Below are 16801 nucleotides of genomic sequence, written 5' to 3'. Positions count from 1 at the left end.
GCAGAACGTTTGTAAAATATCTATTTTTCTATGAATGTACGCATCAACGAAAAGGGCAAAAAATTAAATTACGATATGTTTAAATAAGAAAGATATTATAAGATAGTTTAAAGATTTCATTTGTATAATACAGCAACTAGATAACATAAAAAAGGAACTAAAGATAATGGGTAGATATATAGAACTTACTTCAGCGAATTTTGAAGAGACAATTAACGAAGGTGTGGTATTAGTGGATTTTTGGGCTCCATGGTGTGGACCTTGTCGTATGATCGCGCCTGTTATTGAAGAGTTGGCAGAAGATTTCGACGGAAAAGCAAAAATTTGTAAAGTAAACACTGACGAAGAACAAGATATCGCAGTCAAGTTCGGTATTCGTTCCATTCCGACTATCCTTTTCTTTAAAAACGGTGAAATGGTAGAACAGATGGTCGGTGCTGCTTCAAAACAGGCTTTTGAAGATAAACTAAACTCTCTTTTATAATAGGGAGAGTTGATGGCTAAAGGAGGCAGAAGCCTTTTTAGCGTCACTACCGTTTTTGCTTCTTTCTTCGGTGCGGCTCTTATTGCGGGGGCTTTTGCGTACTTCAATTATAAGTTTTCAGAGTATAAGTTCATAGATTTCGGTGAGTGGGTCTTTTATGAAAAAAGCGATATTTTCAGACCGGCCGACGATAAATACATCGTAGTTTTGTACAGTTCAAAAGATAAAAACACGCAAGACGTAATCTCAAACGTCAATGCCCCGTACAAAGTAATAGCGATAGATTTTTATCAAAACAGCTTTGAAAATACGAAAAATACGATATTTCTGCGTTCGGGTACCAATACGAATCTAAAATTTATTCAGAGATTTAATATCTATCATTCTCCATCTATTTTCATTATAAAAAAAATCAAAGACACTCTTTATAAACAAGATAGTATGATACGAGAATTAGATACATTAGAACAGATCGATAAAAAAATAAAAGAGTTATAGATGGAAAATAATATTTTAGATTGTGCTATTATAGGCGGTGGTCCGGCAGGTCTTACAGCGGGACTTTATACGACGCGCGGCGGTCTTGCGAACGTAGTGATGTTTGAAAAAGGTATGCCCGGCGGTCAGATAACGCAAAGCAGCGAGATCGAGAATTATCCGGGCATAACGGGCGAGATCACGGGTATGGACCTGATGATACCGTGGCCCGAACAGTGTCAGAAGTTTGGATTAAAACATGAGATGGTCGAAGTAACGCGTGTTTCACGCAAAGAAAACGGCAATTTTATCATACACAGAGGCGACGGTAAATCACAAGAAGCTTACAGTGTCATCGTTTGTACGGGTTCGACTCCCCGCCGTGCCGGCTTTAAAAAAGAAGATGAATTCTTCGGAAGAGGCGTAAGTACCTGTGCGACATGCGACGGATTTTTCTATAAAGGCAAAGAAGTTGCGGTCATCGGCGGCGGAGACACTGCTTTGGAAGAGGCTCTTTACCTAGCAAAGATCTGTACAAAAGTCTACCTTATACATCGCAGAGATACGTTCCGCTCGGCGCCAAATACCGTTGAACGCGTAAAATCCACCGCAAATATAGAGCTTGTTTTAAACGCCGTTCCCGATGAAGTGTTCGGTGATGCAATGGGTGTAACTGGTATCAGAGTCGTAAACAATGAGGGACAAAGCAGAGATATCGCAGTGCCCGGCGTATTTACATTTGTCGGGAACAACGTGAACAATCAGGTGCTTTTGCAAGAAGACGGAACATTTTTATGTGAGCTCAACAGTTTTGGCGAAGTTATCGTGGATTTGAGTATGAGAACCTCGGTCGAAGGATTGTTCGCTGCGGGCGATATGAGAGTAGAAGCCCCAAAACAGGTCGTCAGTGCTGCGGGCGACGGTGCAGTGGCAGCGCTTAAAGCGATCTCATACGTAGATGAAAAATTAAGCCATCAAAAAGATTAAATAAAATAAGGAATAGATATTATGATTAAAGTTGGAGTCTTTGGCGCGAGCGGAAGAGTAGGCCGTTTACTATTGGAAGATCTGAAATTAGAGGAAAATATGTCGCTGTCTACGGTGTATGTAAGAGAGAGTCTTGATTTTTCTATCGATCCTTCGGTTTTAGTGACAAACGATCTGCACACTTTTTTGAGTGCTTGCGACATTGTAGTGGATTTTTCTTTGCCGGAGGCATGTCAATGGCTTTTAGAAGAGGCCGTCAAAGCTCCGAAACCTTTGGTCATCGGTACGACGGGGCTTGATCTGCACCAAATGAACCTTTTAAAAGATGCGAGTGAAGTCATGCCGATTCTTTATGCTACGAACATGTCGCTTGGTGTCGCTCTTTTAAATAAACTGGTCCATATTGCGTCTCAGACTTTAGAAGGGTTTGATATAGAGATAGTCGAACAGCACCATAGACATAAAAAAGACGCTCCGAGCGGTACGGCGCTTACGTTGGCGTATAGTGCGGCGGAAGCCAGAGACCTTGATCTGGATAAAGTCAGAGTAAGCGGCAGAAACGGTAATATCGGCGAGAGAACGAAAGATGAGATCGCCGTTATGGCGCTTCGCGGCGGCGATATCGTCGGACGTCATACCGTAGGTTTTTATAACGACGGTGAATTTATCGAACTAAATCATACGGCGACAAGTAGAAATACTTTTTCTAAAGGTGCGCTTCGCGCTGCAAGATGGCTTGTGGACAAGCCTGCGGGACTCTATAATATTGCAGATTGTCTGGAGCTTTGACGATATATTAAAAAAGAGCCGTTTTAGCTCTTTTTTAGTATAATTCCAAAATAAATTTATAAAAACCATTTCAAAACAAAATCTTATAGTTTTTATAAATATATTTAACATTTACAAGGATTCTATCTTGCTTGAAAATATGAATGAAAAGTGTGCGGTCGTCGGAATATTTGGTCATAAAGAGGCTTCTAAGCTGGCATACTTTTCACTGCATGCGCTGCAGCACCGCGGTCAGGAAGCCGCCGGAATATCTTCTGCCGACGGAAAAAAACTTCATACTATCAAAGACAGAGGATTGGTAACCACCGTCTTTGACGAGAAAAAACTTGAAACGCTCAAAGGCAAGAACGCGATAGGACATACGAGATATTCTACGGCTGGAGATGATTCCATTCTTGATGCCCAGCCTGTTTTTGCAAGATACGATCTCGGAGAGATGGCCATCGTTCACAACGGTAACTTGACCAATGCCAAAGAGGTTCGTGATGCGTTGATCGAAAAAGGGGCGATTTTTCAAACTTTTATGGATACGGAGAACCTTATTCATTTGATCGCAAAAAGTGAAAAAGAGCATCTTGTAGACCGTATAATCGACGGCGTAAAACGAATAGAGGGCGCATTTTCATTAGTTTTTTTAAGCCGCACGAAAATGTTTGCTATGCGCGACAGATTCGGTTTTCGTCCTTTAAGTCTTGGAAGAATAGCCAACGGCGGATATGTCGTAGCGAGCGAAACCTGCGCATTTGATCTTATCGGTGCCAAGTATATACGTGACGTAGAGCCCGGCGAGCTCCTCATATTTGAAGAAGATAAGGCACCCCAGAGTATACGGATATTCGAGCCTACTCCAAAACACTGTATCTTCGAATATGTGTATTTTGCCCGTCCCGATTCAAGTATATACGGACAAAGCGTCTATCAGATGCGAAAGAACATGGGTGTCGAGCTCTCCAAAATAAAACCCGTCGATGCGGATATGGTCATTCCTGTTCCCGACGGCGGTGTTCCTGCGGCTATCGGATATTCTCAAGGAAGCGGAATTCCGTATGAGATGGGAATCATGAGAAACCACTATATCGGACGTACTTTCATCGAACCTACGCAGGAGATGAGGGATCTCAAAGTGAAGATGAAGCTTTCACCTATGCAGGAGATCATAAAAGGCAAATCGATAATCGTGGTGGATGATTCGATTGTCCGCGGAACAACCTCAAGAAGAATAGTTAGGATGCTCAAAGATGCAGGGGCAAGAGAAGTTCATATGAGGATATCCTCTCCTCCTACGACCGATCCATGTTTTTACGGTGTGGATACTCCAGACAAAGATAAACTTATCGCCTCGAATATGTCCATAGACGAGATATGTGATTTCATAGAGGCCGATTCTTTGGCGTATCTTAGTGAAGAGGCCCTGCTCAAAAGTGTGAACGCCGACACTGAAGATCGATATTGTACGGCTTGTTTTACAGGTAAGTACATAGTATAGGTTATGGAAATAAAACAGATATATACTTTTGGGAAGTACTTAAAAGATAAATTTGGTGTAAAAGTTTATAAAACCGCAGTATCGATATCCGGTTTTACCTGTCCCAATATAGACGGAACGGTCGCAAAAGGCGGGTGTACTTTCTGCGAAAACGATTCTTTCAGCCCGAGTTTGGACAGTGCAAAACCATTAAAAGGTTTTTACCTGAATTTGAATTCGGACGAAAATCCTTTTCTTGAGAAACAGCTTCTTCAATTGGAGACGCAGTTCAATGCTCTTAGCTCCTATCAAAGAAAAGAATACGGCATAGATAAATATCTCGTCTATTTTCAATCGTTTACAAACACTTATGCCCCGTTTGAAACATTAAAAGCCCTATATGACAAAGCGCTTTCCTTTGAAGATGTCGTAGGACTCAGCATAGGTACAAGAAGTGACAGTATCACAGACGAAACACTTGAGTACTTGGGAAAGCTGGCTAAAGATAAAGAGATATGGATAGAGTTCGGTATACAATCGGTCTATGATGAAACGCTCAAACGCATTAACCGTGGTCATAGCAGTGCAAACGTCAAAGAGTGGATATTAAAAGCAAAAGCAGCCGGACTTAACGTCTGCGGACATCTGATCTTTGGATTGCCGGGCGAAGACAAAAAGATGATGCTTGAGACTGCAAAACAGGCGTATGAATGGGGAATAGACTCCGTAAAATACCATCCTCTTTATGTCGTGAAAAAGACCGCGCTCGCAAATGAGTATGCCAGAGGCGAGTTCACTCCTATCGGTGAAGAAGATTATCTTGAAGTCTTGAACGAAGCTATTAAGATGAAGCCTGAGCATGTAAGTGTGCAGAGGATCACCGCAGGGATGAATGACGATTCCCTGATCGCACCGGCTTGGTGCAGAGATAAGAACCAGCAGGTTAGAAATATAAACAGCTCTTTAAAAAGAATAGGATTTAAATATTAGTGGGCTGTAACGCTTGTGAATTGTGAGACGTTTTCAAAATAGGGAGGATAATCGAACATGACTCTAAAGCTTTTTGCTTTGTTGGGTTTAAGGTCCTTGGCGACTACGAATTTTTTCGTTACGGTCTGAGGTTTATACAAGATATTCATCCCTCCGCTGAAAAATTCGGCAAATCCGCTCGGGCTGTAGAAGCTTCCGGCTTTGACTTTTCCGCCTGCATGCGCTTTGTTTACGAGCTTCACTTCAAATGTCACTTTTCCGATGGTATGGTTGCCGACGTTTTTTACGATTCCAGTATACACGATCTTCTCAATAGAAAGGATTCTGTGATTGTGTACATTGCTTAAGTGTACTTTTTTTGTATATTTGTCAATCGCTACAAGGGTAAAACCGACTACAAGAACGACTATTAGCGAGATGGAAAATATCATAGGCGCAATGATCTTTTTTTCTTGCTGCCTGAAAGCCAGAAAAACTCCGAGAATAATTAGTATGATCCCGAGCAAAATGATAAGATAGTGCCAAATAGTTAGATATGTGCTCATCTGCAATCAGCTCCCATAGAGACGTTATAATCGTTTTTGTAGTCAAAAGGCTCGACTATTATCTTCACGGCTCTTGTTTCATTTTTTAGAATGTCTTTTTCAATAATCGACATTTTTTGAAATGGATTAAGCATGAACAATCTGTCTAGTATCGCATTATGGGAAACTTTATACAGCTTTACGGTGATTTTGCAGGTATGAAAATCTCTTTTTGATTCGTTTGTGAGGGTTCCCGTTACTACGACTGCGGGAGTAAACTGCAGCTCTTTGACATCGGTGATCTTACAACTGTGCTTATATAAAGTTTTATGGAGTTGTATATATCCTACGACGGGTCCGATAAAGATGGTTATCATGCTTAATAGAAGAATTATAATGGATAAAAGATGTTTTTTTCTCAGCAGGAGTGCTGTAAGAAGCAGAAGCAAAAAGACAATAAATATACCGCCAAACAGGGCATAATCGTAATTGGTCAGCCCATGAATGAATGCGAGCAGTTTCTCTTTCATGATTCTCTGGAGTTCTTTTCCGCTATTCCGCTTATATCGAATCTGCGTGCAAGCTCTTGTTTGATACGGTCGGGGGAGATATCTTTATATGCAAGAGCGACCAGCATATGGTATGTCAGGTCGGCTGCTTCATAGATCATCTCCGCTTCGTCATCGTCTTTAAACGCAAAGGTGAACTCACCTGATTCTTCGATCACTTTTTTTAGTATGGTGTTTTCGCCTTTACTGAAAAGTTTTGCTGTCCAGGATGTGGAAGGGTCGGCATTTTTTCTTTCTTGGATCGTATGATACAGAGTGTCTATGACTCCGTATACCGCGTCGGTATCTACTTCAACTTCCGTTTGTATCTCTCCGGATTTAAGTTCGGTAAAAAAGCAGGAACGTCTGCCCGTATGGCAAGCTACGCCCTCTTGAGTCACTTTTATAAGCAGAGTGTCGTTATCGCAGTCGATATGAAAAGAGCGGATCGTCTGGATATGTCCGCTGCTCTCACCCTTCTTCCAGATACGCTGTTTAGAGCGTGAGAAATAGTGGGCGATGCCTGTCTTTAAAGAAAGTTCAAGAGCTTCTTTGTTCATATAAGCCATCATCAAGACCTCGTTATTAACAACGTCTTGAACGATCACCGGCAGCAGTTCCTGTTTTTTCCAATCAACGCGATCAAGTATGTTCTGCATTCGTTTCCTTAAGCTAAAAAAGTTCCGGGAGGAACTTTTTATTTAATCGATGTAACCTTGTTGCGGGATTCTTTCATATCAACCCAGATATTTGGAGTCGAACCTCCCGGTGTTAGGAATATTTTCGCATCTTTGTTCGTTTGAAGCGCTTCGTTGAACTTACCTTGTACTTTGATCTGCTCTAACTGCAGAAGTTTAGAAGTCAATGATTTTGATATAAGCATATTCGCTTTTGCATTTGCATCGGCTTCTATCGTTATAGCCTGTGCTTTACCTTGTGCTTCGATTCTAACGGCATCTGCTTTACCTTGCGCTTCAGCGGCACGTTTTAAAGCCTCTTGTTTTGCACGTGATACCTCTTGCTCTGCACGCTGTACCTCTTGTTTTGCTATCTGCACACGTTCGATCTGATCTTTTACTTTTTGCGGCAGGACGATCTCGCGCAGTTGAACGGATTGTAAAATTGCAGGAGAGTTCGGCAGGGCTTTTACGTTTTCACTGATCCCCGCTTCGATCTTGGTTGCTATGGTATTTCTCTCATTTGGCAGAGATTCTGCATCATAGTTTCCTACAACATTTCTCACAACGTCACGTACGACCGGATTGATGATCTTGTCTTCCCAGCTGAATCCCCAGTTGGAGATTGTCTGTGCGGCAAATTGAGCATTGAGTCTGTACTGGACTGTCAGCTCGATGGCAACAGGAAGACCGCGGCGGTCCAGAACGGTAACAGCAGGTTTTGTAAGGATACCGTCACCCTTGTCTGTTCTCTCCAATCCGCTTGCATAGTTGATGATACGTACTTTCGTATCGACCGTATAGACCTTTTGGATAAGAGGAATAATAAAGTGAAGTCCAGGAAGAAGCGATTGCTCTTGGTATTTTCCGTTTGTAGAGAGAATACCGCGTTCACCCTCTTGAATGATCACGAAAGGTTTGGCTATGATCAAAAGCAGAACAAGACCGATAATAAAATAGAGTATGATCGATTTGCCGCCGCCGAGATTAAAATCGATCTTTGGAGGTTTGGGTGCTTTTGGCGAAGAACCGTCTCCGCCGCCGAATCCACCGCCTTGGCTTTTTTTCTTGTTAAAGTAATCGTTCATATCTGATGCCATGTCAGTTTGTTCCTTTATATGAGTTTTGTTTTATTTACCGTATTGCAACGGTAAATTCTAAATTAATCGATATACGTCAAATAGTGTTCGTACTTCTTGTTACGTCCAAAAACGATATCAAAATACATCGATTGCAGTTTTTCTGTTACTTCTCCGCGTGCGCCGCCGCCTATGACCCTTGCATCCACGTTGCGTACTGGTGTTATCTCGGCCGCAGTTCCTGTCAAGAACGCTTCGTCGGCTATATAGACATCCTCTCTTGAGATACGTTTGCGTACAACTTCGATGCCGAGGTCCTGTGCCATTTCTATCACTGTTTTTTGAGTGATCGATTCCAGTGAATTGTCGTTTGGCGGAGTTATCAGTTTACCCTCTTTTAGCATAAAAAAACTCGCACCGCTTGCTTCGGCTACATACCCTTGATCGTCAAGCAAAAGTGCTTCGTCGTAACCGCAGTCGATCGCTTCATACTTTGCCATTTGCGAGTTCAGATAGTTTGCCGTGGCTTTTGCTTTACCCATGTTAGAAGTATTGGCAGGGCGGGTCATAGAAACTATTTTCAGTTTGATCCCTTTTTTCATTCCTTCTTCACCGAGGTATGCGCCCCATTCCCATGCGGCAAGTACGGTTTCTACCGGAGCATTTACATGATAAACGCCCATGACCCCGTATCCTAAAAATGCGAATGGACGGATATAAACGTTGTCACCGGTGAACCCATTGTCTTTTATGAGTTGTATCTGCGCTTTGTTAAGCTCTTCGACACTGTACGGGATGTTTATAAGAGTCATCTTTGCAGACTCTTTTAATCTTTTCGTATGGTCGTTTAAGCGGAAAATAGCGTATCCTTTATCGGTTTTATATGCTTTTGTTCCTTCGATTACGCCGTTTCCGTAGTGAATTGTATGAGAGAGAACGTGTACTTGTGCGTCGTCCCAGTTTACAAATTTTCCGTTCATCCAAATATATTTGGCTTTATCCATATTATGTTGTCTCCGTTGTTGCCAAAGTTAAAAGTCAGATATTTTACCAAAATAGCCATTTGTATTTTATTAAATTTGGATATATGGCGAACAATAAGGTAATTAAAAGAAGTATAAAGATACTATTTTGATATAGTTGTGAGGTGCAAATGCGTTTTTTGTTGTTAGTATTTCTGATTTTTAATGTATATTCTTATGCGGATAATATTGATGATTTTAATGATGAATTCGTAGAAAAAAAACATGAACCTTTTGACCCTCTTAGCGGTTATAACCGCGTTATGACGAATTTTAACGATTATCTGTATATGCATGTGCTGGACCCGTATCTGTTCAAAGGCTATGATTATGTCGCTCCAAGAACGGTTCGTTCGTCCATACAGTGCTTTTTCGATAACCTGAAATTTCCTATTACGTTTATAAACAACCTGCTTCAATTGAAGTTTAAAAGAGCATGGATAGATGTCGAGAGATTCGGTATCAATACGACGGTCGGACTTTTCGGTTTTTTCGATCCTGCATATACGTGGCTGAAATTGGATAAAAGCAATGAGGATTTCGGACAGACGCTCGGTCATTACGGAGTAGGCGGCGGATTCCCGATAACCCTGCCGTTTTTTGGACAGTACAACCTCAGAGATCTGGCGGGAGTTTATGTGGATGCGGCGGCCGATCCTCTTTATTATGACGATTACAGAAAATATAACGCGGTCGATAATAAATATCAATCTTGGGGTATAATCTCATACAAACAATTCAATGAAGGTTCGCTAAAAGCCAAAGAGTATAAAGAGTTTAGAAAAGATGCTATCGATCTCTATCCGTTTATACGCGATGCTTATGAACAGAACCGTGAGATGTTGATTAAGGAGTAACGGTGAAGTCATTTTTGATGATTTTGATTTTTGGAGTTTTTTTTACGCTGCATGCGAACGTAGAAGATGATATTACGAATATGATCGTTCAAAACAGCGAAAAAGTAACGTCCATATTGAAAGATAAATCGATGCCAAAAGCGGAACAGGACAAGGAGATAGTCAGGCTTGTCGATCCTCTTTTCGATTTTTATCTTATGGGTAAACTTTGTCTTGGGAAAACTATCTATACCTCTCTTACAAAGAAGCAGAAAAGCGAATTTCATGTCGTGTTTAACAGAAAAATCAAAGAGTCGTATATAAACAAACTGCATCTCTATACGGATGAAAAGCTCGAATTTGAAAAAGCCAAAAGGATCAGAAAAACGCGGATCACTCTGCTGAGCTATCTTATAACAAAGACGGAAAAGAAGCCTGTCATCTACAAGTTCTATGAAAACGACGAAAAAAAATGGCTTATCTACGATGTCGATATCTTCGGTGTCAGTATAGTTCAGACATATAGAAACCAATTTTCAGCAGCATTAAAAACAAAGAGTTTCGAACAGTTTTTAGAAGAACTGGATAAAGATAAATCGCAATAATGATAGAAAATTTCTATAAGAACAGGATCATCAAGTTTCCCAAGATCACGCTGTTCGTCCTTTTTTGTATCGTCACGTTTCTGGCGTTTTACATTCCGCGGCTCAGTGTCGATGCATCCGCGGAAACACTGCTTTTGGAAAATGACAAAGACCTTATATATACCAGAGAGATAAACAGCCGTTACGATGCGCCGGATTTTCTGGTCATCACCTATACTCCCGATGCGCCTCTCTTAAGCGAGAAAAGCCTAAAAAACCTGAAAAGTCTGAAAAAAGATCTACAGTCTTTGAACTTCGTCGACAACGTGGTTTCCATCCTTGATGTTCCTCTTTTTAAAAGCCCTTCAAAACCCTTAAAAGAGCTAATACAAAATATACCTACGCTGGAATCGAACTCGACGGACAGGAACCTGGCAAAAGCGGAATTTCTGTCAAATCCCATATATAAGAACAATCTGGTCGGAAAAGATTTTATAACCACTGCAGTCGTCGTCAATCTCAAAGAGGACAAAAGGTACAAAACGCTTTTAGATAAAAAGAACGCGACAAAAAAAGCAAGCGATATCAAAGCGTTTAAAGACTACAGAGAGATACAACGCGCCAGAGAACATCTCAATCTTCAAGAGATAAGAGACGTTATGCAAAAGCATTCTTACGACGCACAGCTTTTTTTAGGCGGCGTGGATATGATAGCCGATGATATGATCACCTATGTAAAGAGCGATATAAAGACGTACGGTTCGATCGTCCTTGTCATTTTACTTTTGATGCTTTACATCGTATTTCGGGAGCTGAAATGGGTAGTTATTCCTATCGTTATCTCCACGGCTTCCATTGTTGCATCGACGGGCCTTTTCGGTCTGCTCGGGTTTGAAGTCACCGTCGTATCGTCGAATTTTATCTCGCTGCAGCTGATTGTGACCATATCGATAATCATACATCTTATGGTCAGGTACAGGGAGCTTTTTATTACCCGAAACGAACTCTCCCAAGAGGAGCTGATTCTGCAGACGGTCACATCCATACTAAAACCCTCTTTCTTTGCCATCATCACCACGATAGCGGGATTCAGCTCTCTTGTCTTTTCGGGAATATTGCCGGTCATTATGCTTGGCTGGATGATGAGTCTCGCCATTACGGTTTCTTTGATAGTTATATTTTTAAGTTTTCCGGCGATGCTCGTTTTAATGAAAAAATCCGATAAAAAAGTATATTTTAAAACGAGGGTCTCATTGACTGCTCTTTGTTCGCATCTGGTGGAAAAACATAAAAAATCGGTCGTCTTTTTCAGTATGCTCATCTTTGGTATAAGCATACTCTATACATTTGATATACGGGTAGAGAACAGTTTCATCAACTATTTTAAAAAATCGACCGAGATATATAAAGGGATGGAGGTCATCGACAGATCCTTGGGCGGAACGACGCCTTTAGACGTCATCATCGATTTTCCAAAGCCTAAAGACACTCCTAAAAAAACCGTGAAGAAGAACGCAACCGAAGACGAGTTCGATGAGTTTGAAGATGAATACAATGCCATCAAGAATCAAAATCAGTACTGGTTCAGTGCCGATAAGATGGATGTGGTAAGAAAGGTTCACAGTTATCTTGAATCGATTCCCGAGATCGGTAAAGTTTTGTCTTTGGGAAGTGTTTTGGAACTCGGGCGCAGTCTCAACGACAACAAAGATCTGGATGATTTTGCTCTTGCCATGCTGTATAACGAGCTTCCGCAGAGATTCCGTAAGATCGTGCTCTCCCCGTACGTCAATATCAAAGCCAATCAGGTCAGATTTTCCATGCGCATAGTAGATTCAAACCCGAAACTAAAACGCGACCGTCTTTTGAAAAAGATTAAGTACGATCTGGTACACAAACTGGGATTAAAAAAGGAAAATGTCCATCTTTCCAATCTGATGGTACTGTACAACAATATGCTCCAGTCGCTGTTCAACTCCCAGATCAAGACGCTTGGGTTGATGCTTGTTTTACTGGGGATCGTGTTTTTTATTCTGTTTCGCTCTTGGAAGGTCATGCTGATCGCTATGATAGTAAATGTTATACCGATATCGCTTATTTTCGGTGTTATGGGCTATCTTGATATACCGCTGGACATGATGAGCATCACCATCGCATCCATCGCCATCGGTATCGCCGTGGATGATACCATCCATTATCTTCACAGGTATAAAAAAGAGTATGCAAAAGACCATGACTATGTCCAAGCGATGAAAAGATCGCATCAAAGTGTCGGGTATGCGATGTATTATACTTCCATTACCATTATGATCGGTTTTTTGGTTTTGGTACTTTCCGAATTTACGCCTACGATATATTTCGGGCTTCTTACGGTCTTGGCTATGTTCAGTGCTCTTGTGACGGACCTTTTACTGCTTCCTGCATTGCTCTTATTGGTCAAACCGTACAAAAAATAGTTAACTTTCTGAAACAAAAGATAAAATTGCTTATTTTTTAATCAAAGATAATTATTTTAATCAGGAAATCTTCGGTACAATACGGGCAATATATAATTAAGATCAGGAGAGATTTGATGGGAAAATTTGTTAATAACGTAGAGGAGTTTTTCTCTTTTTGTAAAGAGAACGAAGTTCAATTTGTGGATCTTCGTTTTACAGACATTAAAGGTGCTTGGCATCATCTTACTTACCGTATGAGCGCGGTAAACGAAAGTAACTTGGAAAACGGTTTCCCGTTTGACGGTTCGTCTATCGAAGCATGGCAGCCGATCAACAGATCAGATATGTTACTTAAGGCTGACGTGCCGACAGCTTTCTTAGATCCGTTCACTGCAGACCCTACGATCATTATTTTCTGTGATGTATATGACATCTATAAAGGTGAACTATACGAAAAATGTCCGCGTTCTATCGCGAAAAAAGCACTTGCGCATGCAGAGTCTTTAGGTATTGCTGATGCTGCATACTTCGGACCTGAAAACGAATTCTTTGTTTTCGATGACGTAAAATTCGTCGACAACATCAATGAATCCGGTTACAAAGTCGACAGTGAAGAGGGTGAGTGGAACTCTAACACCTCTTATGAAGATATGTACAACACTGCACACCGCCCGGGTACTAAAGGCGGTTACTTCCCGGTTCAGCCTACAGACTCTATGGTCGATCTTCGTGCAGAGATGATGCAGATTCTAGAGCAAGTCGGTCTTGAGGTTGTTCTTGGTCACCACGAAGTTGCTCAAGCTCAAGGTGAGATCGGTATTGTTTTCTCTGATATCATCGGAGCAGCGGATAATGTTCAAAAATATAAATACGTTGTTAAAATGGTTGCCCACCTTAACGGTAAAACTGCTACTTTCATGCCAAAACCTCTTTACGGAGATAACGGAAACGGTATGCACACGCACCAATCACTTTGGAAAAACGGTAAAAACCTTTTCTACAAAGAGGGTGAGTACGGAAACCTAAGTGAAACAGCTCTTCACTATATCGGCGGTATCTTTAAGCATGCGCGTGCCGTTGCTGCGTTTACAAACGCTTCTACGAACTCATACAAAAGACTTATCCCAGGTTTCGAAGCTCCAAGTATCTTAACTTACTCTTCTCAAAACCGTTCTGCATCTTGCCGTATCCCGTATGGTGCAGGTGAGAAAGCTACCCGTATCGAGATGAGATTCCCTGACTCAACTGCTTGTCCATATCTTGCATTTGCTGCAATGATGATGGCCGGACTTGACGGTATTCAAAACAAATATATTCCTGTAGGACCGATGGATGAGGATCTTTTCGAACTTACTTTAGATGAGATTCGTGAAAAAGGTATCCCGCAAATGCCTCATACATTGCGTGGTTCACTCGAAGCGCTTATCCGTGATAACGATTTCTTAAAACCGGTATTTACAGAAACGTTTATCGATACATACCAAGCATATAAATTCGAGCGTGAAGTATTCCCTGATGAAGGACGTCCGACAGCTTACGAGTTTAAAACTACGTATCAGTGCTAATCTCTTTGTTCCAGGTAAGCGTGAGCTTGCTTGGAAATTTTTTTCTTTAAAAAACTCCACTTAAATTAAATATACATACTTCTTTTTTAAATTACTCAACCGTAAAATTGGCTATAATTGCGCAAATAATTGTAAATTAAGAGTGCAGTTATTTAATATTTCAAGTAAAAAGGATTCTAATGAATCATATAAAACAGGGTAAATACCGCCCCTATCCGCAGATAGATTTGCCAGATCGCAAATGGCCTTCTAACACCATAACAAAAGCGCCGCAATGGTGCAGTGTCGATCTTCGCGACGGAAATCAGGCATTGATCACGCCGATGAATCTGAATAAAAAACTTGAACTATTTGCACTCTTACTCAAAATCGGATTTAAAAATATTGAGGTAGGTTTTCCTTCGGCCTCAAAAGTCGAATTCGACTTTTTGCGCAAGCTGGTCGATGATAAGCTGATCCCCGATGATGTGACGATCCAAGTTCTTGTCCAGGCGAGAGAACATTTGATAGAAAAAACGTTTGAAGCGCTTCAAGGCGTAAAAAAAGCGGTCGTGCATCTTTACAATTCCACTTCAGTCGCACAAAGAAAGATAGTGTTTAAAAAGACGCAGGACGAGATCGTCGAACTGGCTCTTGAGGGTGTCGACTTGATCAAAAAATATGAAAAAAATCATAACGGCCAGATCGTTTTGGAATATTCTCCGGAGAGTTTTACGGGAACCGAACTGGAGTTTGCAGCACGCATCTGTAATGCGGTCACAGAGCGCTGGGGAATCTCTAAAGAGCGTCCGGTTATTATCAACTTACCGGCAACCGTCGAGGTTGCGACACCCAATGTCTATGCTGATCAGATAGAGTGGATGAGCAGGCACTTGAACAACCGTGAACACGTGTTAATATCCACGCATACGCACAATGACAGAGGAACCAGCGTGGCAGCGACAGAGCTTGCGCTTTTGGCGGGAGCCGACAGGGTAGAGGGGACTTTGCTAAGTAACGGCGAGAGAACGGGAAATGTCGATATTATCACTTTGGCGCTCAATATGACGACACAGGGAGTTGAGAGCGGACTCGATTTCTCTAACGTAAACGAAGTCTTGGATATCGTTGAAAGATGTACGGAGATAGATACGCACTGCCGTCATCCGTATGTCGGAGAGCTTGTCTATACGGCATTTTCGGGTTCACACCAAGATGCGATAAACAAAGGTCTTGCGTTTCAAAAACTAAAAGAGGATCCTCTTTGGGAGGTTCCGTATCTCCCGATAGATCCCGAAGATGTCGGACGTACGTATGAGGGTATCATACGCATCAACTCCCAATCGGGCAAAGGCGGAGTCGCTTATATATTAGAACATGAGTTCGGATATCAGCTTCCTAAAAAAATGCATCCGGAATTCGGGCGTATCATTCAGGGAGTAACGGACAAAGAGGGCAGAGAGCTGAATAACGATGAGATCTTGGATATCTTTACAAAGACCTACCTTGAATCCGAAGGCGGTGTAGAGCTTGTAGATTTTGCCATCAGCTCTCCGACTTCGAAGGATAAAAACGTGTGGTGCAAGCTTACGTACTCATGCAACGGTAAGGAGATAGTCTCAGAAGGACATGGTAACGGTCCTATCGATGCCTGTAAGAACGCACTTTCAAAAGAGTGTGAATACGCATTTAAGATCAAATCGTATTCCGAGCACTCTTGCGGTGAACAAAGCTCGGCAAACGCAGTGGCGTACATAGAGATCGAGACAAATGACTTGACATCGTTCTTTGGCGTGGGGGTAGACAGTGATATAACGATCGCTTCTATAAAAGCACTTTTCTCCGCATTAAACAGAGCTTTTAACTAAAACGTAAAGAGTATGAGCAGTTCCGGATAGCCGGTACTGCACTCTTTAAAGTTAGAGCACTCTTTGTAGTATTCTTCTATCCATCCCGCACCCAAAAAAGTATTTTTCGATATATTTACCGTGATACCCGCTTTGACCCCGTAAGAGCTGTAGTCACTATAGGGCTCTCCCATAGATGTGTACCTGTAAAAAGTGCCTAGGTAAGGTAGAACTTTTTTGCTAAAAGGTATATAGTAGTTCAAAGGTACCGTTAGTTGGGATATATTTGGAGTGTTTCCAGACCAATATGTGTATTCAAGTCCAAGAGAGATATCGTCGGCAAAAAAATAGTCCGCGCCTGCACCTATGACCGTGTAGTTTTTCGTGTCTTCGTTCGTATTCAAAGAAGCGCTTCCCGCGGCGATATTTACGCCGATACTTCCTTTTTTGAAACTATCGGCATGTATGGAGGTAAAAAGAATGCTCAACAGAAATAGCAGATTTTTCATA

17 protein-coding genes are annotated in these 16801 nt (G+C 41.6%); 11 read left to right on the top strand and 6 right to left on the bottom strand.

Translation table 11 applies throughout. From position 1 onward, the window contains the following. Nucleotides 1-145: 145 nt before the first annotated feature. The 6 genes from trxA (at nt 146) to WCY03_RS10130 (ending at nt 5192) form a co-directional block, all read left to right on the top strand. On the top strand, nt 146-484 hold the full coding sequence (gene trxA, locus WCY03_RS10155) for a thioredoxin (protein WP_345994083.1): 339 nt from the start codon (nt 146-148) through the stop codon (nt 482-484). Between the two features lie 12 nt (nt 485-496). Continuing rightward, on the top strand, nt 497-982 hold the full coding sequence (locus WCY03_RS10150) for a hypothetical protein (RefSeq protein ID WP_345992632.1): 486 nt from the start codon (nt 497-499) through the stop codon (nt 980-982). 12 nt (nt 983-994) lie between these two features. Next, the gene (gene trxB / locus WCY03_RS10145) at nt 995-1948 is read left to right on the top strand and encodes a thioredoxin-disulfide reductase (protein WP_345994082.1); all 954 of its coding nucleotides are present in this window, start codon (nt 995-997) and stop codon (nt 1946-1948) included. A 21-nt stretch (nt 1949-1969) separates the two neighbouring features. Next, nucleotides 1970-2737 (top strand): 4-hydroxy-tetrahydrodipicolinate reductase, encoded by a 768-nt coding sequence (dapB, locus tag WCY03_RS10140; protein ID WP_345992630.1) that lies wholly within the window; start codon nt 1970-1972, stop codon nt 2735-2737. Between the two features lie 127 nt (nt 2738-2864). After that, nucleotides 2865-4223: an amidophosphoribosyltransferase gene (purF, locus tag WCY03_RS10135; protein ID WP_345992628.1), complete on the top strand. Its 1359-nt coding sequence runs from the start codon at nt 2865-2867 to the stop codon at nt 4221-4223. A 9-nt stretch (nt 4224-4232) separates the two neighbouring features. Then, complete coding sequence (locus WCY03_RS10130; protein ID WP_345994081.1) at nt 4233-5192, top strand: TIGR01212 family radical SAM protein; 960 nt, start codon at nt 4233-4235, stop codon at nt 5190-5192. Here the strand turns inward: WCY03_RS10130 and WCY03_RS10125 are convergent. The 5 genes from WCY03_RS10125 to WCY03_RS10105 all read right to left on the bottom strand — a co-directional run bounded on the left by WCY03_RS10125 (nt 5189) and on the right by WCY03_RS10105 (nt 9024). Further along, nucleotides 5189-5737 (bottom strand): DUF2393 family protein, encoded by a 549-nt coding sequence (locus WCY03_RS10125; protein WP_345992626.1) that lies wholly within the window; start codon nt 5735-5737, stop codon nt 5189-5191. The two genes, WCY03_RS10130 and WCY03_RS10125, sit on opposite strands and share 4 nt — an antisense overlap. Then, entirely contained in the window at nt 5734-6246 is a 513-nt protein-coding gene (locus tag WCY03_RS10120; RefSeq protein WP_345992624.1) for a DUF2393 family protein, read from the bottom strand. Before WCY03_RS10120 ends, WCY03_RS10125 begins: the two co-directional genes overlap by 4 nt. Continuing rightward, nucleotides 6243-6923 (bottom strand): bifunctional phosphoribosyl-AMP cyclohydrolase/phosphoribosyl-ATP diphosphatase HisIE, encoded by a 681-nt coding sequence (gene hisIE, locus WCY03_RS10115; protein ID WP_345992622.1) that lies wholly within the window; start codon nt 6921-6923, stop codon nt 6243-6245. The genes WCY03_RS10120 and hisIE overlap by 4 nt, the downstream gene beginning before the upstream one ends. A gap of 38 nt (nt 6924-6961) precedes the next feature. Further along, nucleotides 6962-8041: a prohibitin family protein gene (locus WCY03_RS10110; RefSeq protein ID WP_345992620.1), complete on the bottom strand. Its 1080-nt coding sequence runs from the start codon at nt 8039-8041 to the stop codon at nt 6962-6964. Between the two features lie 62 nt (nt 8042-8103). Then, nucleotides 8104-9024, bottom strand: coding sequence for a branched-chain amino acid transaminase (locus tag WCY03_RS10105; RefSeq protein ID WP_345992618.1), 921 nt, complete (start codon nt 9022-9024; stop codon nt 8104-8106). Nucleotides 9025-9182: 158 nt separating this feature from the next. On the opposite strand from WCY03_RS10105, the gene WCY03_RS10100 reads away from it, so the two are divergent. The 5 genes from WCY03_RS10100 to leuA all read left to right on the top strand — a co-directional run bounded on the left by WCY03_RS10100 (nt 9183) and on the right by leuA (nt 16312). Next, on the top strand, nt 9183-9899 hold the full coding sequence (locus WCY03_RS10100; protein ID WP_345992617.1) for a VacJ family lipoprotein: 717 nt from the start codon (nt 9183-9185) through the stop codon (nt 9897-9899). A gap of 2 nt (nt 9900-9901) precedes the next feature. Then, a complete protein-coding gene (locus tag WCY03_RS10095) occupies nt 9902-10483 on the top strand; it encodes an ABC transporter substrate-binding protein (RefSeq protein ID WP_345992615.1) in 582 nt (193 codons plus the stop codon). Next, nucleotides 10483-12918 (top strand): efflux RND transporter permease subunit, encoded by a 2436-nt coding sequence (locus tag WCY03_RS10090; RefSeq protein ID WP_345992613.1) that lies wholly within the window; start codon nt 10483-10485, stop codon nt 12916-12918. Before WCY03_RS10095 ends, WCY03_RS10090 begins: the two co-directional genes overlap by 1 nt. A gap of 116 nt (nt 12919-13034) precedes the next feature. Then, entirely contained in the window at nt 13035-14465 is a 1431-nt protein-coding gene (gene glnA, locus WCY03_RS10085; protein ID WP_345992612.1) for a type I glutamate--ammonia ligase, read from the top strand. Nucleotides 14466-14644: 179 nt separating this feature from the next. Continuing rightward, nucleotides 14645-16312 carry a 2-isopropylmalate synthase gene (gene leuA / locus WCY03_RS10080; protein WP_345992610.1) on the top strand — a complete coding sequence of 556 codons (1668 nt, stop codon included), beginning with the start codon at nt 14645-14647 and terminating at the stop codon, nt 16310-16312. On the opposite strand, the gene WCY03_RS10075 is transcribed toward leuA, so the two are convergent. Then, nucleotides 16309-16800, bottom strand: a complete 492-nt coding sequence (locus WCY03_RS10075) for an outer membrane beta-barrel protein (RefSeq protein ID WP_345992608.1) — start codon at nt 16798-16800, stop codon at nt 16309-16311. The genes leuA and WCY03_RS10075 overlap by 4 nt on opposite strands. Nucleotide 16801 lies beyond the last annotated feature (1 nt).

The organism is Sulfurimonas sp. HSL-1716 (genome assembly GCF_039645975.1).
GTDB classification, from domain to species: Bacteria; Campylobacterota; Campylobacteria; order Campylobacterales; family Sulfurimonadaceae; genus Hydrocurvibacter; species Hydrocurvibacter sulfurireducens.
This window is presented reverse-complemented; position numbering and strand designations above follow the sequence as displayed.